Below are 24,925 nucleotides of genomic sequence, written 5' to 3'. Positions count from 1 at the left end.
GCAGCGAGCCGGACGGCACCTTACGGTGCGGTCTTGACCTGGATCTTCTTGGCGATGATGTCGGCCTTGGCCTTCTCGACCGCGGCGACGACGTCAGTCATCTCCTTGTACTTCGGGTTGGAGTCGGCCAGGCCGACGCCGTCCTTGTCGAGGCCGTAGCGGACCTCGCCGGACTCGGGCTTGCCGTCCTTGACCGACTTGATCAGGTTGTAGACGGAGTCCGCGACATCCTTGGTGACCGAGGTCAGGATGAACTCCTTGTACTTCGCCAGACCGGCCTGGTTGTACTGGTCCGAGTCGACGCCGATGGACCACTTGCCCTTGGCGGAGGCGGCCTCGATGGCACCCGAGCCGGCCAGACCGGCGGCCGAGTAGATCACGTCGGCGCCCTTGTCGAGCTGGCCCTCGGCCGCGGCCTTGCCCAGGTCGGGCTTGGCGAAGCCGTCGAAGTTCGGCGGCTGGGTCAGGTACTGGGTGAGCACCTTGGCGTTCGGGTTGGTGTCCTTGACGCCCTGGACGAAGCCCGCCTCGAACTTCTTGATCAGCGGAACCTCGACACCGCCGATGAAGCCGACCGTGCCGGTCTTGGACGCCTTGGCGGCGGCGACGCCGGCCAGGTAGGAGCCCTGCTCCTCGTTGAAGACGAGGTTGGCGATGTTCTTCGCGGTCACCGAGGTGTCGTCGATGATGCCGAACGTGGTGTTCGGGAACTTCTCGGCGACCTTCTTGATGGCCGGCGCGTAGGCGAAGCCGACGCCGATGACCGGGTTGTTGCCCTTGCGGGCCAGCTCGGTGAGGCGCTGGACCTTGTCGGCCTCGCCCTCTCCATCGGTGGGCTCCGCTTCGGCGCCCTTGACCTTGAGGTCCGTCTCGGCCTTCGAGAGGCCCGCGTAGGCGGCGTCGTTGAACGACTGGTCGCCGCGGCCACCGATGTCGTACGCGATGGCGGCGGACCCCTCCGAGGAGGTGGAGGCGGACGAAGACGAGTCCGAGGACTTCTTACCGCCACAGGCGGTGGCCGAGAGGGCCAGCGCCGCAGAGGCGATGCCCACGGTGGCGATCCTGGTGATCCGGCGCAAGGGGAGGCTCCTTCAAAACCTGACCGAAGCGCCACGACCGGCGCTGGTTTCGCCGAGATCGTAACGCGCGTAGATGTCAGTTAAAGGCCCGTTCATGAGTCGTTATCGGATCGTCGTGAACCAGACAGTAACCGATCAGTAACTGCCGACGCGTCCGGCCCATGTGTACCAAGGGCTGGACGCGTCCGCCGGATCAATCGCCGATGTTGTACGAACTTCTACCCCGCCGACCCTGCGAGCCTGGCGCGTCGCCCCTCGGCGGGGTGCCCGTCGAGCAGCGCGGCGGCCGTGAAGAACTCCACGCCGACCCCGATCGCGGCCTCGTCCACGTCGAAGTCGCCCCGGTGCAGATCCCGCTTCGCGGTGTCCCCGGGCGTACGGACGCCCAGGCGCGCCATGGCTCCGGGGACGTGCTCCAGGTACCAGGAGAAGTCCTCGCCGCCCAGGCTCTGCTCGGTGTCCTCGACCGAGGCGGCCCCGCGCCGGGCGCCCATCGCCTCGCGGAGCAGTTCGGTGACCACCGGGTCGTTGACGACCGGGGGCACTCCGCGCACGTAGGTGATCTCCGACTTGGCCCGGTGCATCGAGGCGATCTCGTCGATGACGGCGTGGATCTGGTCGGGGGCCTCGTGCCAGGAGGCCAGGTCCAGGCAGCGAACAGTTCCGGACAGCTCCGCGTGCATCGGGATCACGTTGCAGGCGTGCCCGGCCTCGATCCGGCCCCAGGTGACGGACATGCCCGAGCGGGCGTCCATCCGCCTGGCCAGCACGGCAGGCAGGTCGAGGGCGAGCCGGGCGGCGGCCGTCACCAGGTCGGTGGTGAGGTGCGGACGGGCGGTGTGCCCGCCGGGGCCGTCAAGGGTGACCTCCAGCCGGTCGCAGGCCGAGGTGATGGGCCCGGCGCGCAGGCCGATGCGGCCGGCGTCGACCCGGGGGTCGCAGTGCAGGGCGATGATCTTGCCCACGCCGTCCAGCACCCCGGAGTCGATGGCCTCGGTGGCGCCGCCGGGGAGCACCTCCTCGGCGGGCTGGAAGAGCAGCCGCACCGGGCGGGGCAGCTCCCCGCGGCGGTCGAGCTCGGCGAGGACGAGGCCGGCGCCGAGCACCACCGCGGTGTGCACGTCGTGGCCGCAGGCGTGGGCGCGGTCCGGGACGGTCGAGCGGTACGGGACGTGCGTCTTGGCATCCGGGATGGGCAGGGCGTCGATGTCCGCGCGCAGGGCCAGCATCGGCCGTACCCCGTCCCACGTGCCCACGTCACAGATGAGCCCGGTGCCGGACTTCAGCACCCGCGGGCGCAGGCCCGCTTTCTCCAGCCTGGCCTTGATCGCCGCGGTCGTGCGGAACTCGTGGTGACCTAGCTCGGGATGCATGTGCAAGTCCCGGCGGAAGGCGATCAGTTCGGCACGCAGGTGGTCCGGAAGCTTGCCGGGCAGCTCGGGCCGGTCGGGCGTGCCGGGCAGGGCGGTCTGGGACTCGCGGGACATCAACTGGTTCACCCGTTTAAGGGTAGGCCCACCCATGGGTCAACTGGCTGGAGATCACCAAAAGTTCATGCCGTTAGGGGAAAGAAACCCGACCTCTGGACGCATGACCGGATGGAGGCGCGGGTAAACTCGCGCGCTCACGCATCCACTCATCCGGCTGCCGGAGCCGCTTGAGCAGGAAGTCTGTGCACATCACGGGCGGTGTCGGTGACTCCGGCGAGGAAACCGCGGGCCCGTTCCGAGGCCGACGCGGTGAGCCAGCTCGGATCCACATCGCATACGGCCACCGTCACGCCGGTGCCGATCAGCGCGTAGGGCAGCGTGTGGACCACCGTGGAGGGAAAGCTGACGATCGTCCGGCCGACCGGGCCCCGCCTGGCGATCAGCTCCAGCGGCAGGTCGGGACGTACGATCTCCAGCCCGGTCGCCTCGCTCAGGCCGCGCAGCTTCTCCGGGGATTCCCGGCGGTGGGCGAAGTAGCGGGTGGCCCCGTGTTCCAGGGTCAGGGCGCGGACCGCCTCCAGGTAGCGGTCCGGGTCGACCACGCCGGTCTCCACCAGTGAGGTCCCGACCAGGTCGGTGCCCTTGGTCAGGCGGGGCGGGCCGAAGCGGGCCCGGGTCCAGGCGAAGTCGTTGAGGCGTACGGTCATCCCGCTGTGCGCGGTGACCGGCATCGAGGTGAACACCTCGACGCGGCGGCGCCCGTCCGGGCCAGGGGTGAAACGCCGCCGGGCCGTCGCCGAGACCGGCGCGTACGCCAGCTCGCGCAGCCGGCCCGGGAGGCCTCCGCCGCCGACCCGGTGCCAGCGCACGAGGCGCTCGCCGCGGCCCGTCTGGGCGACGAACTCCATGGTCGCGGTGCCGTCGTCGACCACGACGAGCTCCTCGGCCCGGACGAGGGTGAGCAGCAGCTGCACGTAGCGGGAGAACGGATCCCCTACCACCACCCGCTTGGCCGAACGCACTTCCCGCGCGAGCGCCGCGAAGGCCTGGAGCGGCGCGAACCGGCCCCCGCGGGCCTCCTGCCACCGCACCTCGTGCCCCTCGTCCCGGGCCAGCCCGGCCATCCGGCGGAGCTGGCCCCGGGACATGGGGTCGGTGGGCGGGAGCACCACGATCCGCAGGCCCTCGGCCGGGCCCGCCCCGGCCTGCCCCGCCCCGGACTGCCCCGGCTCGGTCCCGCCGCCGCGGGCCGGCTGGCGCGGGACGACTCCCAGGAGCCGGCCGGCGCCTTGGGCGTGCGCCCACTCCAGGACGTTGAGGAGCTGGACCGGGCTTTCGACGAAGGCCAGGGTCGGGGCGGGGGCTGAGGGTGTCACCACATACTCCTCGTCAGAGGGTGGAGGGGAACGGTGCGGTGCGAGGGGTGCGCGAAGGATCAGACGGAGGCGAGCTCGCCCTGGACGCGGCGGAGCTTCTTCATCGGGCCGAGCTCGGAGTCGTAGACCCGCTTGATGCCGTCGCCCAGCGCGGTCTCGATGGTGCGGATGTCGCGGACCAGGCGGGTCAGGCCGCCCGGCTCGACGGAGGCGGCCTGGTCGGAGCCCCACATCGCGCGGTCGAGGGTGATGTGGCGCTCGACGAAGGTGGCGCCCAGCGCGACGGCGGCCAGGGTGGTCTGCAGGCCCGTCTCGTGGCCGGAGTAGCCGATCGGGACGTTGGGGTACTCCTCCTGAAGGGTGTTGATCACCCGCAGGTTGAGCTCCTCGGCCTTGGCCGGGTACGTCGAAGTGGCGTGGCAGAGCAGGATGTTGTCGCTGCCGAGCACCTCCACCGCGTGCCGGATCTGCTTCGGGGTGGACATGCCGGTGGAGAGGACGACGGTGCGGCCGGTGGCGCGCAGGGCGCGCAGCAGCTCGTCGTCGGTCAGCGAGGCGGAGGCGACCTTGTGGGCGGGGACGTCGAACTTCTCCAGGAAGGCGACGGCCTCGGTGTCCCACGGGGAGGCGAACCAGTCGATGCCGCGCTTGGCGCAGTGCTCGTCGATGGCGCGGTACTCGCTCTCGCCGAACTCCACGCGGTGGCGGTAGTCGATGTAGGTCATCCGGCCCCAGGGGGTGTCGCGCTCGATGTCCCACTGGTCGCGGGGGGTGCAGATCTCGGGGGTGCGCTTCTGGAACTTCACGGCGTCACAGCCGGCTTCGGCGGCGGCGTCGATGAGGGCGAGGGCGTTGCCGAGGTCGCCGTTGTGGTTGATGCCGATCTCGCCGACGACGTAGACGGGGTGGCCGGGGCCCGCGATGCGGGAGCCGAAGGTCCGGAGGCGGGAGGTGGGGGTGACCGTCATGGCAGGGCTGTCCTTCGGAGCGTGGGGTGTACGGGGAGGTGCGGGCACGGACGCCGGCACCGGGGTGTGAGCTGAGGGGTGGACCGCGGTGGAGCGGGGCGTGGCGGCCGGTGCGGCCACGGGAGCGAGTACGGGTACGAGGGCGCGGGCGCGGGCCAGGTCGTGGGGATCGTCGATCTCCAGCACCCGTGCGGGGTCGGTGGCGACCGGGAGGGTCCGCCCGAAGAAGCGGTGGCGGGCGGTCCGGAAGCCGGCGGCGTCCATGGCGTAGGCGGCGCCGGTCTCCAGGAGGTCCTGGGGGCGGTCCTGGCGGCGGGGGCGGTACGCGATGTCGTGGTTGACCCCGGTGCCGGAGCCGTCGGGGGCCGCCCGCCAGAGGAAGCCGTGGAAGGGGGCTGCGGTGAGCGCGGAGTCGGCGGCGCCGGACGCGACGGCGGCGGCGACGGACTCCACGTCGCAGGCGGTGACGAAGGGGCTGGTGCACTGCACGAGGAGGACCACGTCGACGGTGACGGAGTGCAGTTCCTCGAAGGAGTCGAGCGCGTGCAGGACGGCGGCCTCGCTGGTGGCGGTGTCCCCGGAGATCCCGGCGGGGCGCCGCAGCACCACGGCCCCGGCCCCGCGGGCGGCGTCGCCGATGGCCTCGGAGTCGGTGGACACGAGGACGTCGGTCACGGTCGCGGCGCCCAGGCAGGCCCGGACGGCCCGGACCACGAGCGGCATCCCGCCGACGTCGGCCAGGTTCTTCCCGGGCACTCCCTTGGACCCCCCGCGTGCGGGAATCACGGCGAGCACCCTGGGCACGGCGCGGGCCGCGCGGAGGGATCCCGCGGTGGCCGGGGCGGGGACGGCGGCGGTCGCGGGGGGCGCGGGGGGCGCGGCGATCTCCACGGCGGCAGCCGCGGCAGCGGTGTCGGCGGCGGTCAGCGTTCCGGCTCCGGCCGGGCGGGGGCTCACAGCTCCCCCAGGCGGCGGATCACCGGCGCGACGCGCTGCACGCCGTGGCGGTAGGCGCCGCGGGCGGCTTCGCGCAGGTGGGCGCGGAGCCGGCGGCGCAGCCGGGAGCCCCCGGCGTCGGTCCGGGCCGCACCGGGCAACGGGTGGCCGTCGGGGCCGAGATGGTGTCTGGCCAGGATCCCGGGCAGGTATCCCGGCGCGGTGTCCTGCGTGTAGTAGGGCGCCACGGCCGGGAGCGGGCCCCCGTCCAGCAGCTCCGTGAGGCGTGCCCGGGCGGCGGCGTAGGGGTCGCGCCCACCGGCCGGTCCGGCCGCGCCGGCCAGCTCGGCCGCGCCCGCCAGTTCGATCGGGCCGGCCGCCGGTCCGGCCGCGCCGGCCGGTTCAGCCGCGCCGGCCAGTCCGGCCGCGCCGGTCAGCCCGATCGGGCCGGCCGCCGGGGTGCCCACGCCCTGCGCCGCCAGCCAGTCCGGATCCGCCTTCGGGAGCAGGCCCGCGTCGAGCTGGGTCCAGGAGGCCATGCAGCCGGAGCCCAGGAAGTGATGGTTGCCGAGGGCTTCGCGGACGCCGAGGTCGGTCAGGACGGCCGTCGGGATGCCCCGGTGGAGGGATTCCAGGGCTGCCGTGGAGGAGACGGTGACCAGCAGGTCCGTGGTGTCCAGGACCTCGCCCATGTTCCCGTACACCAGACGGCAGTTGGAGGGCAGGCCGCCGGGGAGCTGCTCCGCGAGGCGCTGGTACGGGAGCTCCTCCAGGTGCGTGGTGTGCTCCCCCGGCCGGCTGCGCAGCTTGATCAGCACCTCGCGCCCGGGGTGCAGCCGGGCGTGTTCCGCGGCGCGGCGCAGCAGGTAGGCGCGGTCCGCCCGGGTGTCCGGCACGGACGGCTGGACGGCGAAGACCACCCGGTGGGCGGTGGTGCTCACGGGTTCGTACGGCCGCCCGTCGAGGAAGGGCAGCGCGGTCTCCACGACGGCTCCGGCGTCCGCGCCGACTCCCTCGTAGACCCCGCGGAACCGCCCCGCGTCGTGGCGGGAGTTGGCGAGGACCAGGTCGGCCCCGTGGCGCAGCAGCAGGCCGTCGGCGAGCTTCTCGTAGACGACCCCGACGTACCCGGTGACGAACACCGGCCGCGCGGCCGGCTGCGGCCACAGGGCCCGGGCCCCGTGCAGGACGGCCTGGACGGCGCCGCCGACCAGGGCGAGGACGATCACGTCGTACGGCTCCCGCTCCGGCGCGCGGAGTTCGGCGAGGAACTGCGCGCAGGTGACCTCGGTGAGCCGGTCGGCCGCGACCCCGACCTCGCCGAGCTGGCGCGCGGTGGGCGTGGCCCGGCCGCGGAGCAGGTATCCCGTCAGGTGGACGGAGTCCGGCTCGGGGGCGAGACGGCGTGCGGTGAGCGCTCCCCATTTCCAGCGGGTGTCGGAATCGGCGAGTACGGCCACACGGAGGGCGGCCCCAGGGGCCGGGCTGTTGCTTGCTGGCACCCGGCAGAAGTTATTCCGGCTTTTCGGTGATCGGCCCAACGAACGCACAACAGCGGGTTAACAACCCGTCGATTCAATGCGAAAGCGTGCGGGTTAACGCTCCCGCCGTACGTCGTTCACATGGAATCCGCGTCCGGGCCACAGTCAATGACGAACCGCGCTCTAATGTCTCGCTAGTGCTCAAGCTCTCTGTTGTCGTGCCGTTCTTCAACGTGCAGACGTATGCGCCGGATGCCCTGAAAAGCCTCGAACTCAACGCTCGGGACGATTTCGAGTTCCTGCTCGTCGACGACCGCTCCACGGACGGGACGCCCGCGCTCCTGGAGCGGGCGGCCCGCGAGCTGCCGGGCGCCGTGCACCTCAGACACGAGCGCAACGGCGGCCTCGCGACGGCGCGGAACACCGGCCTGGACGCGGCCCGCGGCGAGTACATCGCCTTCCTGGACGGGGACGACTGGCTGGCGCCGGGCCACCTGGCCCGCACCCTGGCCGCCATCGAGGCCCTGAAATGCGATTTCGTCCGTACCGATCACGTCCAGTGCACGGGCAGGACGCGCATCGTCCAGCGCGTCCCCTACGGGCCGGAGTCGGTGGCGGCCGATCCGCGCACCGGGATCCTGCCCGTCAGCCGCGCCACCTCGGTGGACTATCCGTACGCCTGGGCGGGGATGTACCACCGCCGGCTGCTGGACCGCGGCCTGCTCCACTTCACGGACGGTCTGCGGACGGCGGAGGACCGGCCGTGGATCTGGCGGCTGCACCGGGAGGCGGAGTCCTTCGCCCCGGTCGGTCTGCCCGGAATCTTCTACCGTCGCGGGGTCTCCACCTCGCTGACACAAATCGGCGACGAACGACAGCTCGATTTCATCCGGGCATTCGATCAGGTGCTGACCGAAACGGCTTCCGACCGGGAATCCGATCTCCTGCTCCCGAAGGCCGTCCGAACATACTGCGCGATTATCGCGCACCATGTCGGGTCCATCGAAAGGTTCGAACCACCCGTGGCCAGAAAACTCCGCTCGATGAGCACGGCCGCACTCGGCAGAATGCCGCAGCAGCTCCTGGACCAGACCCTGGACACGATGGACGCCGACCGCGCGGCCCTGCTCCGCAGGCTCCGCCGGCGCGGCACGGCCGGATCCGCCCCGGCGGCTCCCACGCCACCCGGGACCCCCTCGGCCCCCGCCGCGCCCGCCGGGGTGAAGGCGTGAACGTCACCCAGATCTTCCTGGCCTCCACCCTCTACGGCACGGCCACCCTCGCCGCCGCCCTCGACGCGGACCTCTTCCCGCCCGCCGGCCGCCGGATCCTGCTGACCAGCAACCACGCCGTCACCGCCGAGATCACCCCGGACCTGACCGCCGCACCCGGCTTCGCCACGCTGAGCACCCGTTTCGACGAGGTCCTCGACTGGAACGCCTTCATCGCCCCGCAGCACCCCAGCACCTGGAGCCCGCGCCCCGACGACGTCCCGCTGTGGGAACGCCAGTTGCGCTCGGAGTGGGGGCTGGGCGCCGACCGCGTCGAGCTGATCGTGGAATCGCTCCAGGTGCCGCCCGCCCAGAGCCTGTGCCGGCTCTTCCCCGGAGCGGCCATGGAGGTCTACGCCGACGGCCTGATGAGCTACGGTCCCACCCGCTTCCGCCTCGACCCCGGGCTCGGGATGCGCGTACGGCGCGTGCTGCACCTGGACCTCGTACCGGGCCTGGAGCCGCTGCTGCTGACCGAGTTCGGCGTACGGGCCGAGGCGATCCCGGCCGCGGCCTTCCTCAAGGTCATCGGCGAGCTCGAAGCGGCCGTGGAGATGCCGGTGGAGCTGGTGTCACAGCCGGCCGGCGCGGACTCCGTGGCCCCCGCGCTCCTGCTGGGCCAGTACCTCTCCGCCCTCGACCTGGTGCCGGCCGACGAGGAGGAGGAACTGCACGGGGAGATGGTCCGCGGGGCGCACGCGCTGGGCCACCGCGAGATGGTCTTCAAACCGCACCCCAGCGCCCCCGCCGCCTACTCCCGCCGGGCGGAGGAGGAGGCCGGGCGGCTCGGCGTGCGGCTCACCGTGCTGAGCACCCCGGTGCTCGCCGAGACCCTCTACGAGCGGCTGCGCCCGGCCCTGGTCGTCGGCTGCTTCTCCACGGGACTGCTGACCGCCGCCACGCTGTACGGGCTCCCGGTGGCCCGGACCGGCACGCGAGCCGTGCTGGCGCGCCTGGCCCCGTACCCGAACAGCAACCGGATCCCGCTCGTGCTGGCCGACGCCCTGCTGCCCGACCTCGCGGACCCCGCGGCCGTACGCTCCTGGACCCCGCCGGGGCCCGAACGGGTGGCTGCCGAGCTGGCGGGCCTGGTCACGGCGGTGGGCTTCACCATGCAGCCCAAGCTCCTGGCGGAACGCCGCACGGAGGCCGAGCGCTGGCTCGCCGCGGGCCTGACCCCGGACACCTGGCGCTACTTCACCCGCGGCCGGCTGACCACCCTGGGCCTGCCGGGCGGCATCCCGGCGCAGTTGTCCTTCCTGCCCCGCAGCCGCGCGGCCCGCCGGGTGGCCCGGCTGCTGCGCAGGGCGGTCGGCTGACCGCCCGCCGGGTCAGCTGACGGCGAGCTTCGCGGCGAAGCCCAGGAACAGCACGCCGGCCGCGGAGCTGGCCCCGGCGGCGAGCCGCTTGCGGCGCCGGAAGACGGCCGCCAGGCGGTTGCCGCCGAAGATCAGCGTGGTCAGGTAGAGGAAGCTGCCGATCTGCATCAGGGTGCCCAGCAGCAGGAAGGACAGCGCCGGGTAGGCGTAGGCGGAGTCCACGAACTGCACGAAGAAGGACATCAGGAAGAGGATGGCCTTCGGGTTGAACACGCTGATCAGCAGCGCGCGCCGGTAGGGCCGCTCCGTCTCGCCGGGCTTCACCTCGGCGGCGGCCGCGCCCACCTCCGGGGCGGCCTCGACGGGTCCGTCGATCGCGGCGCGCTCGCGGCGGGCGCGCCACATGGTCCACGCGCCCCGCAGCATGCCGACGGCGAGCCAGGTCAGGTACCCGGCGCCGAGCAGTTTGACGACGCCGAACACGATCGGGCTGGTCTGCAGCAGCGCCCCCGCGCCGACCGCGGCCAGGGTCATGAGCAGGGCGTCCCCGGTGAACACGCCGGCGGCGGCCCGGTACCCCCGGCGGACCCCGCCGCGCGCGGCGACGGAGAGCACGTAGAGCGAGTTCGGCCCCGGCAGCAAAATGATCAGCACCAGGCCGGCGATGTACGTCGGAAGATCTGTGACACCCAGCATGTGCAGGAGTGTCCCATGAGGACACACCTGTCGCGCCACTCCATTTCACGGATCGGGACCGAACCGGAATCAGCCACGCTCACCAGCTGGAATCAGCCGCCACGTACGTCCCCCACACCTCCCGCAGCGCACCGCACACCTCCCCGACCGTGGCCCTGGCCCGCAGCGCCTCCCGCATCGGATAGAGCACGTTCTCCGTGCCCGCCGCCGCCTCCCGCAGTGCCGCCAGCGCCTCGTCCACGGCCGCCCCGTCGCGCCCCGCGCGCAGCGCGGCCAGGGAGGCGCGCTGCCGGTCCTCGATCGCCGGATCCACCCGCAGCGGCTCGTACGGCTCCTCCTCGTCCAGCGCGAAGCGGTTGACCCCGACCACCACGCGCTCGCCGGCCTCGGTCTCCCGGGCGATCCGGTACGCGTTCCGCTCGATCTCCGCCTTCTGGAAGCCCGCCTCGATCGCGGCCACCGCCCCGCCCATCGCCTCGACCCGCGCCATCAGGTCGAGCGCCGCCGCCTCCACCTCGTCCGTCATCCGCTCCACCGCGTAGGACCCCGCGAAGGGGTCGACGGTGTGCGGCACGTCCGTCTCGTACGCCAGCACCTGCTGGGTCCGCAGCGCGAGGCGGGCCGACTTCTCGGTGGGCAGCGCGATCGCCTCGTCGAAGGCGTTGGTGTGCAGCGACTGGGTGCCGCCCAGCACGGCGGCCAGCCCCTGCACGGCGACGCGGACCAGGTTGAGCTCCGGCTGCTGCGCCGTCAGCTGCACCCCGGCGGTCTGGGTGTGGAAGCGCAGCATCAGCGACTTCGGGTCCCGGGCCCCGAACTCCTCGCGCATGACCCGGGCCCAGATCCGCCGGGCCGCGCGGAACTTCGCGACCTCCTCCAGGAGGGTGGTGCGGGCGACGAAGAAGAACGACAGCCGGGGCGCGAACGCGTCGACCTCCATCCCGGCGGCCAGCGCGGTGCGTACGTAGGCGATCGCGTCGGCCAGCGTGAAGGCGATCTCCTGCGCGGGCGAGGCCCCGGCCTCGGCCATGTGGTAGCCGGAGATGGAGATGGTGTTGAACTTGGGGAGCTCGGCCCGGCAGTAGCGGAAGACGTCGGCCGTCAACCTCAGGGAGGGTCCGGGCGGGAAGATGTAGGTCCCCCGTGCGACGTACTCCTTCAGCACGTCGTTCTGGACCGTGCCGGTCAGCAGGCCGGGCTCGATCCCCTGTTCCTCGGCGACCAGTTGGTAGAGCAGGAGCAGCAGCGCGGCCGGCGCGTTGATCGTCATCGACGTGGAGACCCGGTCGAGCGGGATCCCGTCGAACAGCACCCGCATGTCCTCGACCGAGTCGATCGCGACGCCCACCTTCCCGACCTCGCCGTGCGCGAGCGGGGCGTCGGAGTCGTGCCCCATCTGGGTGGGCAGGTCGAAGGCCACGGACAGCCCGGCGGCGCCGCCCCCGATGAGCTGCCGGTAGCGGGCGTTGGACTCGGCGGCCGTACCGAAGCCGGCGTACTGGCGCATGGTCCAGGGCCGTCCGGTGTACATCGTCGGGTGGACGCCCCGGGTGTACGGGTACTCCCCCGGCTCTCCCAGTTCGGTCCCGGGGTCCCAGCCGGCGAGGTCGCCCGGGCGGTAGACGGGCGCGATCGGGATCCCGCTCTCGGTGTGCCGCTCCATGTGACGCGCTCCTTCGTGGATCCGGGGGGCCCGGGGCTGATAAAACGTCCCCGCGGCTACCGCGTGGTGTCCGCTGGTCACAATGGCGCAACATCGCGGCCGACCCTGCAACTGACCACGCCCACGTCGCATCACCTAGATACACACGTAGAAATCGGGGGACCGCTATGCACCGCCAGAGAGCAATAGTTCGCGCACTGGGCCTGGCCACCGCCGTCGCGCTGGCCGCGACCGCCTGCGGGCCGCAGGAGGCGGGGTCCGCGGGCCCCGGTTCTTCCGCGCCCGCATCGCCCACGGCGGTCGCCTCTCCCGACGCCTCGCCGTCGACGGACGGAAAGCCTGGCGACGCCTCGCCGTCGGCCTCCCCGTCCACGTCCGCGTCGCCGTCTCCTTCGGCTTCCGCCTCGCCCTCGCCGACCGTGAAGCAGGTCATGGCGAACGGCGACGAAAGCGAGCTGGTCCGCGAACTGCAGGCCCGGCTGCGCCAGCTCAAGCTGATGACGGTCGCTCCGACCGGTTTCTACGGTTCGAAGACGACCGCGGCGGTCAAGTCCTTCCAGGCGAAGAACGGCCTGCCCGCCACCGGCGGCGTGGACGAGCCCACCTGGAAGAAGATCCAGAACGCCACCAAGAAGCCGACCGCCGCCGAGCTGCGCCCGCCGACCGTCAACGAGCCGGACGCGCCCGACGCACGCTGTATGACCGGCCGGGTGATGTGCATCAGCAAGGAGAGCCGCACCCTCGCCTGGATGATCGACGGGAAGATCGTCTCCACGCTGGACGTGCGCTTCGGCTCGGAGAAGACCCCGACCCGCGAGGGCGAGTTCAAGGTGGAGTGGAAGGCCAAGGACTGGACGTCGACGATCTACCACACGCCGATGCCGTACTCGATGTTCTTCAACGGGGGCCAGGCCGTGCACTACTCGGCCGACTTCGCCGCCCGCGGATACGCCGGCGCCTCGCACGGCTGCGTGAACGTCCGGGACAAGGCCAGGCTGGCGACGCTGTTCGACGCGGTGAAGGTCGGCGACAAGGTCGTCGTCTACTGGTGATCCGCCGGCGGCCGGGAGCGGGGACGTCCGGTCCGGGCGTCCCCGGCCGGATCTCGGTGTCCATGGCGTCCATGGCGTCCATGGCGTCCACGGTCGGAAGTTGAGGGCGCGGGCGGGATCGGGGGAACGAATCCCGCCCGCGCCGGTTGCGCAGAGCCCAGGGGTACGGGGGGAACCCCGGCTCATGCGCGCCGATGACCAGTCGGCTCGTTATGTACTGCGCCACCGGTTCGAAAAGTGTTACAGCGGGGGTTCGAACCGTTTCACGCCAGTGTCCGGTACCCGGTCCTCAGCGGCGCTGACCCGCGTCCGGACCCTTCGGCGGAGCCGTCCCGGCCGGGGCCAGTTCCAGCGAACGCGACGGGGAGTCCGGGACCGAGGGCGTGTCCGAGCCCGGTGGGGAGCCCGGCGCGTCCGCGCCCGATCCCCCGCCGGTGGCCGCGTCGAGCACCACCTGGCAGTAGCGCGGGACCCGCAGCAGCCCCTTGGCCAGACGCACGAGCTTCTCGCGGCCGGCCTCGTCGATCCGCCCCGACCGGAAGTCCCGGCACAGCTGCGCCGCTCCGGTGCGGCCCTCCCGGTCCCGGTCGCCGTCGCGGGGGTCGGTCGTCGCGCCGTCGGCGCCGCCTTGGAGGGACCGGTCGTGACCGTCCCTGCCGCCGGTCGAGCCGCTCGAGCCGCTCGAGGAGGGCTCCCTGCCGGCGCCGCCGACCGCCCCGCCGACGCCGCCGGATGCCGTCGGCGCACGTCCTTCCGTGCCCGGGGTGTTGCCCGGGCTCGGGCTGCCGCTCCTGCCCCCGCCGTCCGGTGGCGTGGTGGTGCGGGGCAGCGCGAAGGGTGTCGCGTACCCGCCGTCCGCCGAGGCCCCGGAGGAGGAGCCGACCGACACCGAGACGGCCGGCACCCGGCCGGCGGTGTCCCGGGCGTCCGGGTCCAGCAGTCCGGTGCCCGCGGCGGCCGCCAGGCCGCCCACGGCGACGCCGGCCACCGCGGCCGCGAGGGCGAAGCGGATCGGACGGCCGCGCCGGGAAGGGGGTGCGGCCGGGCCGGCCTGCGGGCCGAGCTCGACCACCGTGTCCGCGGAGCCGAACAGCGCGGCGTCCGGAGCCCCTGCCTGGAGGTCCGCCCGGAGTACGGAGCCGCGCGCGCGGAAGGCGGCCACCGCGGCGGCCTCTCCGCGCAGTTCCCCGGGCAGCCCGCCACGGGCCGCGGGCGGCGGCTCGGCGAGAGCGTCGAGGGCGGCGCGCAGCCGCTCGGACCGGACCCGGGCCTGGTGCTCGGCGCCAGGTGCGGCCGGTTCTCCGCGCAGCAGTCTGTCCGCCGCGGCTTTGTCCAGCCACCTGTCGCGCTCGTCGGCCATCACATGTCCTTCTGCGTCCGCCAACGTGAATGCGTCACACCGGTTTGTTCTACGAGGCCCGCGGCGCGGGCCCGCTGCGCCGGTACGGCGTCGAGGTCCCGCCCGTCCCCGGCGTCCCGTGCGCGACTCGCGTCATTATCACCGAGGCCGCGCCGGCGCCCGGAGCCGACGCCCACGGCGGAGCCGGCGGCGGCCTCGGCGGCGGAGTCCGGATCGAAGTCCTCCTCCGCGCCGAGCAGCTCGGCCAGCTTCTTCAGGCCCCGGTGGGCGGCGGTGCGCACCGCGCCGGGGCGCTTGCCCAGGGTCTCGGCGGCGCTCTTGGCGTCCAGGCCGACGACCACCCGCAGGACGACGGCCTCGGCCTGGTCCTGCGGGAGCTGGGCTATGAGTTCCATGGTGCGGCAGGTGGAGAGGGACTCCATGGCCTCGCCGGCGGTGTCGGATTCGGCGGCGTGCCCCGTCAGCTCGGTCTCGTCCCCGCCCACGGCGGGCCGGCGCCCGCGCATCCGGATGTGGTCGAGGGCGCGGTTGCGGGCGATGCGGGCGGCCCAGCCGCGGAAGCGGTCGGCGTCGCCGGTGAAGGAGTCGAGGTCGCGGGCGATCTGCAGCCAGGCTTCGGAGGTGACGTCCTCCGCGTCGCCGTCCCCGACGAGCGTGCGGACGTATCCGAGCAGGCGCGGGTGCACGGAGCGGTACACAGAACGGAACGCGAGCTCGTCGCCGTCTTGTGCCGCGAGCACCGCGGTGGTCAGCTCCGCGTCGTCCCCCAGCAAAATCCCCAACCCGTTCACAGTCCCGTATGTGTGGCGCAAATCAGCACGTTACGGCGTTCAAGCACCTTCGTCCACGAGTTGTACAACGTGCAACCATCCCTGCGCGGAGCGAGGTGTGACACAAAACGCACCGAAGACGCTGACAGGGGTGCGGGCTTGTCGCACGAGTCCGCGACGGATGGCGGCCGGGGCCTCTCCTGTGGGGGGTGGCGGCCTCGGTCGCCCTCCCCTTCCGCGCCGTCCCCACGGCCATCATGCCCCGGCACCCGCGGGGGCCCCAAGTGGCCCCGCGTCCGGTCCGACATGCGCTCTCGTCATCCTTTCGGCTCACTTCCGAGTGAAATCCGCGAATGGGTACGACACACCCGGCCTCGCGTCGATAGCGTGGCGGGACACCCGCGCCACGCCACGAGGAGCCCCCCGCTGTCCAGCCACCTTCCGGCACAGGCCCGCGGAGGCTCCGACCCTTCACACGGCTCCCACTCCCTCCACGGCGCCGGCCCCTTCGGCGACTCCGACCCTTTCGCGGACTCCGGGCTCGGGCGGTTCAACGCCCTGTCCCCCGAAGCCGCGCACTCGGCCCTGCTGCACTGCTGCGGCAGCGGGCGCTGGGCCCAACGTGTGGCCGCCCACCGCCCTTACCCCGACTTCGGCGCGCTACTCGCCGCCGCGGACGAAGCTTCGTACGACCTCTCCCAGCCGGACCTCTCCGAGGCGCTGGCCTGCGAGTTTCCGCCGGAGCTGGAGCGCGGGGCCTCGTACGCCGCGCTCCTCGCGCTCGACGCGGCGCACGCGGAGTACGAGCGGACCTTCTCCCACGCCTTCGTGATCTGCCTCGACGGGACCACTCCGGAGGAGCAGGCGGACCAGCTGCTGGCCGCGATCCGGCGGCGGATGGAACTGGACGTGGACGAGGAGCGCGCGATCTCCGCGGACGAGCTCCGCCGCGTCGCGCAGGTCCGGCTCGCCGACCTGACACACTGGCTGACCTCGGCGGATGGGGTATCTGCGGCCGAATTCGGTCTATTCGCCCCTGTGGGATAGTCCGTCCGTGCCTGTTTGATCACACCGATGGCCCCCGCGCGAGGGAACCGACAAAGCGTCGCTACGATGTCCGGGGCCGGAGGACCGTACCCGGCCGGGCCCGACCGACAAAGAAGCCGGCTGGCCCCCGCCCCGCTTCCGGAGGGTTTTCCGTGCCGGCTGGAACGTTGTACCGCGGCCGGGAAGGAATGTGGTCCTGGGTGGCTCATCGAGTCACCGGCGTCCTCATTTTCTTCTTCCTGTTCGTACACGTCCTCGACACCGCTCTCGTCCGCGTCTCCCCCGAGGCGTACGACGATGTCGTGGCTACCTACAAGACGCCGATCGTCGCGCTGCTGGAATACGGCCTCGTCGCCGCAATCCTGTTCCACGCGCTCAACGGTCTCCGTGTCATCGCCGTGGACTTCTGGTCCAAGGGCCCCCGCTACCAGAAGCAGATGCTCTGGACCGTGGTGGGCATCTGGGTCGTGCTGATGGCCATGGCCCTGTACCCCGTACTGGGTCACGCCTACCTCGAACTCTTCGGGAAGTGACACGCATGTCTTCTGACACTTCTTTCGAAAAGGGCATCGGTGACGTGGAGGGCGTGTCCCTCTACGACGTCGACAACCCGGCGCCGTACATCGAGGCCCCGCGCAAGCGCACAGCCAAGACCCCGCGCTCGACCCGCGGCAACTTCGAGATGCTCGCGTGGCTCTTCATGCGCCTCTCGGGCATCGTGCTCGTCGTCCTGGTCATCGGCCACCTGCTGATCCAGCTCGTGCTCGACGGCGGCGTCTCCAAGATCGGCTTCGCCTTCGTGGCCGGCCGCTGGGCCTCCCCGTTCTGGCAGGGCTGGGACCTGCTGATGCTGTGGCTCGCGATGCTCCACGGCGCGAACGGTCTGCGTACCGTCATCAACGACTACGCGGAGCGCGCCAACACGCGGCTGTGGCTCAAGGGCCTGCTCTACACCGCCACCGTGTTCACCATTCTTCTGGGCACGCTGGTGATCTTCACCTTCGACCCGAACATCCGCTAGGCAACGGGGCTGAGGCGAAACCAATGAAGATCCACAAGTACGACACCGTCATCGTCGGGGCGGGCGGCGCAGGCATGCGCGCCGCCATCGAATCGACGAAGCGCAGCCGCACCGCCGTGCTGACCAAGCTCTACCCCACCCGCTCCCACACGGGCGCCGCGCAGGGCGGCATGGCCGCCGCGCTCGCCAACGTGGAGGACGACAACTGGGAGTGGCACACCTTCGACACGATCAAGGGCGGTGACTACCTGGTCGACCAGGACGCCGCCGAGATCCTGGCGAAGGAGGCCATCGACGCGGTCCTCGACCTCGAGAAGATGGGCCTGCCGTTCAACCGCACCCCGGACGGCACCATCGACCAGCGCCGCTTCGGCGGGCACTCCCGCAACCACGGCGAGGCGCCGGTCCGCCGGTCCTGCTACGCCGCGGACCGCACCGGCCACATGATCCTCCAGACGCTGTACCAGAACTGCGTCAAGGAGGGCGTGGAGTTCTTCAACGAGTTCTACGTCCTGGACCAGCTCCTGGTCGAGGAGGACGGCGTCCAGAAGTCGGCCGGCGTGGTCGCGTACGAGCTCGCCACCGGCGAGATCCACGTGTTCCAGGCGAAGTCCGTCATCTACGCCTCCGGCGGCACCGGCAAGTTCTTCAAGGTGACCTCCAACGCGCACACCCTCACGGGTGACGGCCAGGCGGCCTGCTACCGCCGCGGCCTGCCGCTGGAGGACATGGAGTTCTTCCAGTTCCACCCGACGGGCATCTGGCGCATGGGCATCCTGCTGACGGAGGGCGCCCGCGGTGAGGGCGGCATCCTCCGCAACAAGGACGGCGAGCGCTTCATGGAGAAGTACGCGCCGGTCATGAAGGACCTCGCGTCCCGTGACGTCGTCTCGCGCTCCATCTACACCGAGATCCGTGAGGGCCGCGGCTGCGGTCCCGCCGGTGACCACGTGTACCTGGACCTGACGCACCTGCCGCCGGAGCAGCTCGACGCGAAGCTCCCGGACATCACCGAGTTCGCGCGCACGTACCTGGGCATCGAGCCGTACACGGACCCGATCCCGATCCAGCCCACCGCGCACTACGCCATGGGCGGCATCCCGACGAACGTCGAGGGTGAGGTCCTCATGGACAACACCACCGTCGTCCCGGGCCTGTACGCGGCCGGCGAGGTCGCGTGCGTGTCGGTGCACGGCGCGAACCGCCTGGGCACCAACTCGCTGCTGGACATCAACGTCTTCGGCAAGCGCTCGGGCATCGCGGCGGCCGCGTACGCGCACGCCAACGACTACGTCGAGCTGCCCGAGAACCCGGCGCAGCAGGTCATCGACCAGGTCGAGCGGCTGCGCTCCTCCACGGGCAACGAGCGGGTCGCGGAGCTGCGCCTGGAGCTCCAGGAGACGATGGACGCCTGCGTGATGGTGTTCCGCACCGAGCAGACGATCAAGACCGCGGTCGAGAAGATCGCGGAGCTGCGCGCGCGCTACAAGAACGTGTCCGTCCAGGACAAGGGCAAGCGCTTCAACACGGACCTGCTGGAAGCCATCGAGCTGGGCAACCTGCTCGACCTGGCCGAGGTCATGGCCGTGTCCGCGCTGGCGCGCAAGGAGTCCCGCGGCGGTCACTACCGCGAGGACTACCCGAACCGCGACGACGTCAACTTCATGCGCCACACCATGGCGTACCGCGAGGTGGACGACAACGGCCAGGACTCGGTCCGCCTGGACTACAAGCCGGTCGTCGTCACCCGCTACCAGCCGATGGAGCGTAAGTACTGATGGCCACCCCGACCCTCAGCAAGACGGACCAGATGGAGGAGGCGGCCGCCGCCTCGCCCTTCATCACGGTCACGTTCCGGATCCGCCGGTTCAACCCGGAGATCTCGGACGAGTCGACCTGGCAGGACTTCCAGATCGAGATCGACCCGAAGGAGCGCGTGCTCGACGGTCTCCACAAGATCAAGTGGGACCTCGACGGCACGCTGACCTTCCGTCGCTCGTGCGCGCACGGCATCTGCGGCTCCGACGCGATGCGGATCAACGGCAAGAACAGGCTCGCCTGCAAGACGCTGATCAAGGACATCAACCCGGAGAAGCCGATCACGGTCGAGGCCATCAAGGGCCTGACGGTGATGAAGGACCTCGTCGTCGACATGGAGCCCTTCTTCCAGGCGTACCGGGACGTCATGCCGTTCCTGGTCACCAAGGGCAACGAGCCGACGCGCGAGCGCCTGCAGTCCGCCGAGGACCGCGAGCGCTTCGACGACACCACCAAGTGCATCCTGTGCGCCGCGTGCACGTCCTCGTGCCCGGTGTTCTGGAACGACGGCCAGTACTTCGGCCCGGCGGCGATCGTCAACGCGCACCGCTTCATCTTCGACTCGCGTGACGAGGCGGGCGAGCAGCGCCTGGAGATCCTGAACGACAAGGACGGCGTGTGGCGCTGCCGCACGACCTTCAACTGCACCGATGCCTGCCCGCGAGGCATCGAGGTCACGAAGGCGATCCAGGAAGTGAAGCGGGCGCTCATCACCCGCCGCTTCTGATCTTCTGACGTACGAAGGCCCCGCCCCCGGTGTCCGCATCGGGGGCGGGGCCTTCCGCGTACCGGCAATCACCCTACTGGCCCGCCCAAGCCTGTGGAATCATCGGGCACATGAGTGAGCAGCAGCCGAACCCGAACCCTTACGCGAGCGACCCCGGCCAGGGCGACGAGTACAAGTGGGGCCCGGGAACTCCGAGTTACGGCTACCCGCAGCCCTACCCCCAGCCCCCGGCCTATCAGCCGACCATCGGCGGGGCGGGCCTTCCGGCCCAGCTGCCACCCATGGCGCCGATGCCGTCGATGCCGTACCCGGCCGCCGGGCTCTCCCTGGGCGACATCACGATCGCCGGCGACCAGATCATCACCCCGTCGGGCACCATGCCGCTGCGCGGCGCCATCTGGAACGCCACGGACTTCTCGCGGACGGAGGAGAAGATCCCGGCGCACGCGATCGTGCTGGCCGTCATCTTCTTCCTGTTCTGCCTGCTCGGCCTGTTCTTCCTCCTGATGAAGGAGCGCCGCACGACGGGCTACATCCAGATCACCGTGAACAGCGGCGGCCGCCACCACTCCACGATGATCCCCGCGGTGGACCCGGGCACCTACATGTGGGTCATGAGCCAGATCAACCAGGCGCGCGCGCTGAGCATGTGAGCCCCGCCGGGCGGGAATCGGGTGGCGCGGCGGCGGCCGCTCACCGAGGATCACCGGATGATCATTTCTCATGATGTGGACGGTCCCGCCGATGCCCCGGCCGTCGTACTGCTCCATTCCTCCGTGTGCGACCGCCGGATGTGGGAGCCGCAGTGGCAGCCGCTGCTCGCGGCCGGGTTCCGGGTGGTCCGGCCGGACTTCCGCACCTGCGGGGACTCCCCCGCCGCCGAAGCTCCGTACAGCGACCACGGGGACGTACGGGCACTGCTGGACCACCTCGGCATCCGGCGGGCCGCGTTCGTCGGCAGCTCCTACGGCGGGCGGGTCGCGCTGACGCTGGCCGCGCTGCGTCCGGAGCTGGTGAGCGCGCTGGCGCTGCTCTGCCCCGCCCGGCCCGCGCAGCGGCGCGGTCCCGCACTGCTCGCCTTCAACGCCGCCGAGGCCGCCCTGCTGGAGGCCGGCGACCTGGAGGGCGCGGCCGAGCTCAACGCCCGCCAGTGGCTGGGCCCGGACGCCGACGGGGCCGCACACGCCCTCGTACGGGCCATGCAGCTCGGGAACCTGCGGGGCGCCCTGGCCGCCGACGAGGACCACGAACTCCCCGAGCCCGCCTTCGAGCCGGCCGCGGTCACCGCCCCCGTGCTCGCCGTCGGCGGCGCGCACGACATCCCCGACTTCCGGGACGTCCCCGCCGAGCTCTCCTCCCTCGTACCCGGCGCCGTCCACGTCGAGCTGCCCTGGGCCGGCCACCTCCCCTCCCTCGAACGCCCGGAGGAGATCAACCGGTTGCTGCTGCCCTTCCTCTTCGAGGCGGCCCTCCCGGGACGCTGACGCAGCCGGGCGCGGCATTCGCTTGAACCTGTTCAAAAAGAGGTCTACAGTCAGTGCTGTCAGCAGTTGAACACGTTCAAGGGGGCTGAGGGCAATGGACCTCACCGTGGTCGCGTACGTCATCTACCTGCTCATCAGCATCGGCCTCACCGTCTGGGTGGCCCGCACGCTCAGCCGCAACGGCCGGGTCTTCATCGGCGACGTCCTCCAGGGGAACGAGAAGCTCGCCGACGCCGTCAACCAGCTCCTGGTGGTCGGCTTCTACCTCGTCAACATCGGCTTCGTGACCCTCTACCTGCGGTCGGCCGAGGAGATCATCGCGGCCCGCGGGCTCTTCGAGGCCCTGTCGGTCAAGCTCGGAGTCGTGCTCCTGGTCCTCGGCTTCATGCACCTCGGGAACGTCTGGGTGCTGAACAAGATGCGCCGCCGGGGAATCATGGAGCGCCAGCAGACTCCGCCGGTCGCCCCCCAGGGGTGGACCGCGCCGGCCGGGGCCTGATCCCGGTGGACACCGCTCCGACCGCGGCACCGACGCCGGCTCCGGCCACCGCTCCGGCGCCGGCTCCGGCCGCCGCACCGACCGCCGCCGTGACCCGGCACCTGACGGTGCTCTACGACGCGAACTGCCCGCTCTGCGTGCACATCAGGCACTGGCTGCTCGGCCAGCGCTGGCTGGTACCCCTCCGGCTCATCCCGGCGGCCTCCTTCGAGGCGCAGCGGCGGTACCCGCGGCTCGACCACGCCTCGACGCTGAAGGAGATCACCGTCATCGGCGACTCCGGGCAGGTGTGGACCGGGACGGACGCCTTCATCGTCTGCCTGTGGGCGCTGGCCGAGCACCGGCCGAAGGCGAACTGGCTGGCCACTCCGGCCGGCCGGCCCTTCGCCAGGGCGGCCATGTACACCGCCTCCACCTGGCGCGAGGCCGTACGGGACGGTTCCCCGGCGCAGACGGGGGAACCGGCCTGTGACGACCAGTGTTCCGCGCCCCGATAGGCTCGGGACCGTGACTGATCAGAAGGCTCCCAAGAGCGAGCAGACCCGCACGCTCATCCTCGAAACCGCGCTCCGCCTCTTCCAGGAGCGCGGCTTCGACAAGACGACGATGCGCGGTATCGCCAAGGAGGCCGGAGTATCGGTCGGCAATGCCTACTACTACTTCGAGTCCAAGGAACACCTGGTCCAGGGCTTCTACGACCGGATCGGCGCCGCCCACCTGGCGGCGGTCCGGCCGATCCTGGACAACGAGACGGATCTGCAGAAGCGGCTCGCCGGCGTACTGACCAGCTGGCTGGACATCGCCGCGCCGTACCACGAGTTCGCCTCGCAGTTCTTCAAGAACGCCGCGGACCCCGAGAGCCCGCTCAGCCCGTTCTCCCCGGAGTCGGAGGCGGCCCGCAAGCAGGCGATCGACATGCACCGCGAGGTGCTGGCGGGGGCCAAGACCAAGGTGCCGGACGAACTGGCCGACGTACTGCCGGAGCTGATGTGGCTCTCGCAGATGGGCCTGGTCCTCTACTGGGTCTTCGACCGCTCCCCGGACAGCGAGAAGACCCGGCGCCTCGCACAGCGCGGCGCGCAGCTCACGACCCGGGGCATCATCCTGGCCCGGTTCCGGGTGCTGCGGCCGCTGGTGCGGGAGGTGCACGAGCTGTTCACGGACTTCCTGCCGGGCATGGCCCAGAGCGCGGTGTCCCGGCCGGGCCGCAAGCGGGCCTCCGACCCGGACGCCGGCCCGGAGCCGGGCCCGGAGGAGGGCCCGGCGTAAGGCCTGAAGCGGCAGTGGGTCCGGCCAGGGGCCGCGGTCCTACAGCCAGTTGAGCTCCCACAGCCGCCACACGCCGGTGCCATCCGAGAGGTACTGGGCGCCCGTGACGGCCTCGCGGGACATCACGTAGTCCTTCTTCTGCCAGATCGGCAGCATCGGGACCTGCTGGGCGACCAGCTTCTGCAGGTCGCGGAAGTCGTTGGCGGCGCCGCCGCGGTCCGAGAAGGACTGGGTGCGGGTGATGAGGGAGTCGACGGCCTTGTCGGAGTAGCCGTTGTTCATCGAGTTGTCGGCGCCGACGAGCGGGGCGAGGAAGTTGTCCGCGTCCGGGAAGTCGGCGATCCAGCCGATGGTGTAGGCGTCGAACTCGCCCGCCGCGTAGGCCTTCTGGAAGTCGCTCCACTTCTCGACCGGCTGGATGGTCAGCTTGAAGAGGCCGGTGGACTCCAGCTGCGCCTTCAGTTCCTCGGCCTCGGCGACGCTGGCGCCTCGCACGTTGACCCCGAGGGTGATCGCGACGGGGGTGGCGATCCCGGCGTCCTTGAGGAGCTTCTTCGCGGCGAGCCCGCTCGGCGTGGGATAGGCGTCGAAGAAGGGCGTGCTGTGGGCGGAGATGCCCGCCGGGACGAGGGAGTAGAGCGGGGTGACGGTGCCCTTGTAGACCTCGGTCGCGACCTTGGCCCGGTCCACGATCGCCGCGACGGCCTGGCGGACGGCGGGCTGGGCCACCGGGGAGCCGGGGCGGAGGTCGAAGACCATGCTGCGGATCTCCGTACCGCCCGAGGCCTGGTACCGGGTGTCCTCCAGGCCCGGGTTCAGGCCGGCCAGGACCGCCGGGGGCATGTCGCGGTGGGCGACCTCGATCCCGCGGTCGTTCCAGGCCTGCTCCAGCTGCGCGGAGTCCTTGAAGTACTTCACGGTGACCGCGCTCTCGGAGACCTTGCCCTGGCCCTTGTACGAGGCGTTGGGCCCCAGCTCGGCGCTCGCGCCGGCCGTGTAGCCGTCGAGGGTGAAGGGGCCGGAGCCGTCGACCTTCTCGTCCTCGCGCAGGGCCTTGGCCGGGTACTTGTCCTTGTCGACGATCGAGGCGGCGCCCGTCGCGATCTTGAACGGGAAGGTGGCGTCGCCGGCCGAGAGGCTGAAGGTGACGGTGCGGCCCTCGGCCTTGACCGACTCCAGGGTGTTGAACAGCGGCGCCGGCCCCTGGTCGGAGTTGATCGCCTTGATCCGGTCGAAGGAGTACTTGACGTCCTCGGCGGTGATCGCCCGGCCGGAGGAGAACTTCAGGTCCGGGCGCAGCTCGCACTGGTAGGTGGTGAGCTTGTCGCCGACGAAGTTGCAGGCGGAGGCCGCGTCGGGCACCGGGGTGTCCGAGCCGGTCTTGATGGTCAGCAGCGACTGGTAGACGTTGCTGAACAGGGCCCAGGAGCCCGCGTCGTACGCCCCTGCGGGGTCGAGGGAGGAGACCACGTCGCTCGTGCCGACACGGATCGGCTCCCCGCCGCCGGCGCTCTCCGGCAGCAACTGCCAGGTGGTGACGCCGGCCACGCCGAGGACCAGCCCGGCCGCGATGGCTTTCGAGCGGACAGACCGCAACATCCTTGACTCCACCCCACGTGGGCGCACACCGAAGTCTGCGACCCGTTATCCGATTATCGG

23 protein-coding genes and 1 pseudogene are annotated in these 24,925 nt (G+C 71.4%); 13 read left to right on the top strand and 11 right to left on the bottom strand.

What is annotated here, in order from left to right; translation table 11 throughout:
• Nucleotides 1-20 precede the first annotated feature (20 nt).
• The 6 genes and pseudogenes from ACODT5_RS42970 to ACODT5_RS42945 form a co-directional block, all read right to left on the bottom strand.
• Complete coding sequence (locus ACODT5_RS42970) at nt 21-1,079, bottom strand: BMP family lipoprotein (RefSeq protein ID WP_422524347.1); 1,059 nt, start codon at nt 1,077-1,079, stop codon at nt 21-23.
• A gap of 218 nt (nt 1,080-1,297) precedes the next feature.
• Nucleotides 1,298-2,566, bottom strand: coding sequence for an amidohydrolase (locus ACODT5_RS42965; RefSeq protein WP_422525208.1), 1,269 nt, complete (start codon nt 2,564-2,566; stop codon nt 1,298-1,300).
• Nucleotides 2,567-2,715: 149 nt separating this feature from the next.
• Complete coding sequence (locus ACODT5_RS42960) at nt 2,716-3,885, bottom strand: hypothetical protein (RefSeq protein WP_422524346.1); 1,170 nt, start codon at nt 3,883-3,885, stop codon at nt 2,716-2,718.
• 59 nt (nt 3,886-3,944) lie between these two features.
• The gene (locus tag ACODT5_RS42955; RefSeq protein ID WP_422525207.1) at nt 3,945-4,853 is read right to left on the bottom strand and encodes an N-acetylneuraminate synthase family protein; all 909 of its coding nucleotides are present in this window, start codon (nt 4,851-4,853) and stop codon (nt 3,945-3,947) included.
• A gap of 432 nt (nt 4,854-5,285) precedes the next feature.
• A pseudogene (locus ACODT5_RS42950) lies at nt 5,286-5,639 on the bottom strand (acylneuraminate cytidylyltransferase family protein); the annotation flags it as partial.
• A 167-nt stretch (nt 5,640-5,806) separates the two neighbouring features.
• Nucleotides 5,807-7,291 (bottom strand): DUF6716 putative glycosyltransferase, encoded by a 1,485-nt coding sequence (locus ACODT5_RS42945; RefSeq protein ID WP_422524345.1) that lies wholly within the window; start codon nt 7,289-7,291, stop codon nt 5,807-5,809.
• 176 nt (nt 7,292-7,467) lie between these two features.
• Here ACODT5_RS42945 and ACODT5_RS42940 point away from each other — a divergent pair, with 176 nt between their 5' ends.
• Complete coding sequence (locus tag ACODT5_RS42940) at nt 7,468-8,502, top strand: glycosyltransferase family 2 protein (RefSeq protein ID WP_422524344.1); 1,035 nt, start codon at nt 7,468-7,470, stop codon at nt 8,500-8,502.
• Nucleotides 8,499-9,860 carry a polysialyltransferase family glycosyltransferase gene (locus ACODT5_RS42935; protein WP_422524343.1) on the top strand — a complete coding sequence of 454 codons (1,362 nt, stop codon included), beginning with the start codon at nt 8,499-8,501 and terminating at the stop codon, nt 9,858-9,860. Before ACODT5_RS42940 ends, ACODT5_RS42935 begins: the two co-directional genes overlap by 4 nt.
• 12 nt (nt 9,861-9,872) lie before the next feature.
• Here the strand turns inward: ACODT5_RS42935 and leuE are convergent, their stop codons facing one another.
• Nucleotides 9,873-10,556, bottom strand: a complete 684-nt coding sequence (leuE, locus tag ACODT5_RS42930) for a leucine efflux protein LeuE (RefSeq protein ID WP_422524342.1) — start codon at nt 10,554-10,556, stop codon at nt 9,873-9,875.
• Nucleotides 10,557-10,635: 79 nt separating this feature from the next.
• Nucleotides 10,636-12,219: an acyl-CoA mutase large subunit family protein gene (locus ACODT5_RS42925; protein ID WP_422524341.1), complete on the bottom strand. Its 1,584-nt coding sequence runs from the start codon at nt 12,217-12,219 to the stop codon at nt 10,636-10,638.
• 167 nt (nt 12,220-12,386) lie between these two features.
• On the opposite strand from ACODT5_RS42925, the gene ACODT5_RS42920 reads away from it, so the two are divergent.
• A complete protein-coding gene (locus tag ACODT5_RS42920) occupies nt 12,387-13,271 on the top strand; it encodes a L,D-transpeptidase family protein (RefSeq protein ID WP_422524340.1) in 885 nt (294 codons plus the stop codon).
• A gap of 289 nt (nt 13,272-13,560) precedes the next feature.
• Here ACODT5_RS42920 and ACODT5_RS42915 read toward each other — a convergent pair whose 3' ends face one another.
• A complete protein-coding gene (locus ACODT5_RS42915) occupies nt 13,561-14,631 on the bottom strand; it encodes a hypothetical protein (protein ID WP_422524339.1) in 1,071 nt (356 codons plus the stop codon).
• Nucleotides 14,631-15,404, bottom strand: coding sequence for an RNA polymerase sigma factor (locus ACODT5_RS42910; RefSeq protein WP_422525206.1), 774 nt, complete (start codon nt 15,402-15,404; stop codon nt 14,631-14,633). Before ACODT5_RS42910 ends, ACODT5_RS42915 begins: the two co-directional genes overlap by 1 nt.
• Nucleotides 15,405-15,788: 384 nt before the next feature.
• Here ACODT5_RS42910 and ACODT5_RS42905 point away from each other — a divergent pair, with 384 nt between their 5' ends.
• The 10 genes from ACODT5_RS42905 (at nt 15,789) to ACODT5_RS42860 (ending at nt 23,266) form a co-directional block, all read left to right on the top strand.
• Nucleotides 15,789-16,448 (top strand): 2-oxo-4-hydroxy-4-carboxy-5-ureidoimidazoline decarboxylase, encoded by a 660-nt coding sequence (locus ACODT5_RS42905; protein ID WP_422524338.1) that lies wholly within the window; start codon nt 15,789-15,791, stop codon nt 16,446-16,448.
• 152 nt (nt 16,449-16,600) lie between these two features.
• Nucleotides 16,601-16,981 (top strand): succinate dehydrogenase, cytochrome b556 subunit, encoded by a 381-nt coding sequence (sdhC, locus tag ACODT5_RS42900; RefSeq protein ID WP_422524337.1) that lies wholly within the window; start codon nt 16,601-16,603, stop codon nt 16,979-16,981.
• A 5-nt stretch (nt 16,982-16,986) separates the two neighbouring features.
• Nucleotides 16,987-17,469, top strand: a complete 483-nt coding sequence (locus tag ACODT5_RS42895) for a succinate dehydrogenase hydrophobic membrane anchor subunit (protein WP_422524336.1) — start codon at nt 16,987-16,989, stop codon at nt 17,467-17,469.
• A 23-nt stretch (nt 17,470-17,492) separates the two neighbouring features.
• Nucleotides 17,493-19,247, top strand: a complete 1,755-nt coding sequence (sdhA, locus tag ACODT5_RS42890; RefSeq protein ID WP_422524335.1) for a succinate dehydrogenase flavoprotein subunit — start codon at nt 17,493-17,495, stop codon at nt 19,245-19,247.
• Nucleotides 19,247-20,014, top strand: a complete 768-nt coding sequence (locus ACODT5_RS42885; protein WP_422524334.1) for a succinate dehydrogenase iron-sulfur subunit — start codon at nt 19,247-19,249, stop codon at nt 20,012-20,014. Before sdhA ends, ACODT5_RS42885 begins: the two co-directional genes overlap by 1 nt.
• Before the next feature lie 110 nt (nt 20,015-20,124).
• Complete coding sequence (locus ACODT5_RS42880) at nt 20,125-20,667, top strand: hypothetical protein (protein WP_422524333.1); 543 nt, start codon at nt 20,125-20,127, stop codon at nt 20,665-20,667.
• Between the two features lie 57 nt (nt 20,668-20,724).
• Complete coding sequence (locus tag ACODT5_RS42875; protein ID WP_422524332.1) at nt 20,725-21,498, top strand: alpha/beta fold hydrolase; 774 nt, start codon at nt 20,725-20,727, stop codon at nt 21,496-21,498.
• Nucleotides 21,499-21,592: 94 nt separating this feature from the next.
• Nucleotides 21,593-21,997 carry a hypothetical protein gene (locus tag ACODT5_RS42870; RefSeq protein ID WP_422524331.1) on the top strand — a complete coding sequence of 135 codons (405 nt, stop codon included), beginning with the start codon at nt 21,593-21,595 and terminating at the stop codon, nt 21,995-21,997.
• 89 nt (nt 21,998-22,086) lie between these two features.
• Complete coding sequence (locus tag ACODT5_RS42865; RefSeq protein ID WP_422525205.1) at nt 22,087-22,494, top strand: thiol-disulfide oxidoreductase DCC family protein; 408 nt, start codon at nt 22,087-22,089, stop codon at nt 22,492-22,494.
• Between the two features lie 10 nt (nt 22,495-22,504).
• Nucleotides 22,505-23,266: a TetR family transcriptional regulator gene (locus ACODT5_RS42860; RefSeq protein WP_422524330.1), complete on the top strand. Its 762-nt coding sequence runs from the start codon at nt 22,505-22,507 to the stop codon at nt 23,264-23,266.
• 39 nt (nt 23,267-23,305) lie between these two features.
• Here the strand turns inward: ACODT5_RS42860 and ACODT5_RS42855 are convergent, their stop codons facing one another.
• A complete protein-coding gene (locus tag ACODT5_RS42855; RefSeq protein ID WP_422525204.1) occupies nt 23,306-24,862 on the bottom strand; it encodes an ABC transporter substrate-binding protein in 1,557 nt (518 codons plus the stop codon).
• Nucleotides 24,863-24,925: the final 63 nt, after the last annotated feature.

The sequence above is a fragment of the Streptomyces tatrensis genome (assembly GCF_049310065.1).
GTDB lineage: Bacteria > Actinomycetota > Actinomycetes > Streptomycetales > Streptomycetaceae > Streptomyces.
Note: the sequence above shows the minus strand (reverse complement) of the source record. Positions and strands in the feature narration are given on the sequence as shown.

Excerpts from the sequence above, each read along its gene's own strand:
- ACODT5_RS42870 (WP_422524331.1), top strand. The coding sequence starts at position 21,593 with ATGGACCTCACCGTGGTCGCGTACGTCATCTACCTGCTCATCAGCATC.
- leuE (WP_422524342.1), bottom strand. The coding sequence starts at position 10,556 with ATGCTGGGTGTCACAGATCTTCCGACGTACATCGCCGGCCTGGTGCTG.
- ACODT5_RS42885 (WP_422524334.1), top strand. The coding sequence starts at position 19,247 with ATGGCCACCCCGACCCTCAGCAAGACGGACCAGATGGAGGAGGCGGCC.
- ACODT5_RS42895 (WP_422524336.1), top strand. The coding sequence starts at position 16,987 with ATGTCTTCTGACACTTCTTTCGAAAAGGGCATCGGTGACGTGGAGGGC.
- ACODT5_RS42880 (WP_422524333.1), top strand. The coding sequence starts at position 20,125 with ATGAGTGAGCAGCAGCCGAACCCGAACCCTTACGCGAGCGACCCCGGC.
- ACODT5_RS42875 (WP_422524332.1), top strand. The coding sequence starts at position 20,725 with ATGATCATTTCTCATGATGTGGACGGTCCCGCCGATGCCCCGGCCGTC.
- sdhA (WP_422524335.1), top strand. The coding sequence starts at position 17,493 with ATGAAGATCCACAAGTACGACACCGTCATCGTCGGGGCGGGCGGCGCA.
- ACODT5_RS42965 (WP_422525208.1), bottom strand. The coding sequence starts at position 2,566 with ATGTCCCGCGAGTCCCAGACCGCCCTGCCCGGCACGCCCGACCGGCCC.
- ACODT5_RS42925 (WP_422524341.1), bottom strand. The coding sequence starts at position 12,219 with ATGGAGCGGCACACCGAGAGCGGGATCCCGATCGCGCCCGTCTACCGC.
- ACODT5_RS42955 (WP_422525207.1), bottom strand. The coding sequence starts at position 4,853 with ATGACGGTCACCCCCACCTCCCGCCTCCGGACCTTCGGCTCCCGCATC.
- ACODT5_RS42920 (WP_422524340.1), top strand. The coding sequence starts at position 12,387 with ATGCACCGCCAGAGAGCAATAGTTCGCGCACTGGGCCTGGCCACCGCC.
- ACODT5_RS42915 (WP_422524339.1), bottom strand. The coding sequence starts at position 14,631 with ATGGCCGACGAGCGCGACAGGTGGCTGGACAAAGCCGCGGCGGACAGA.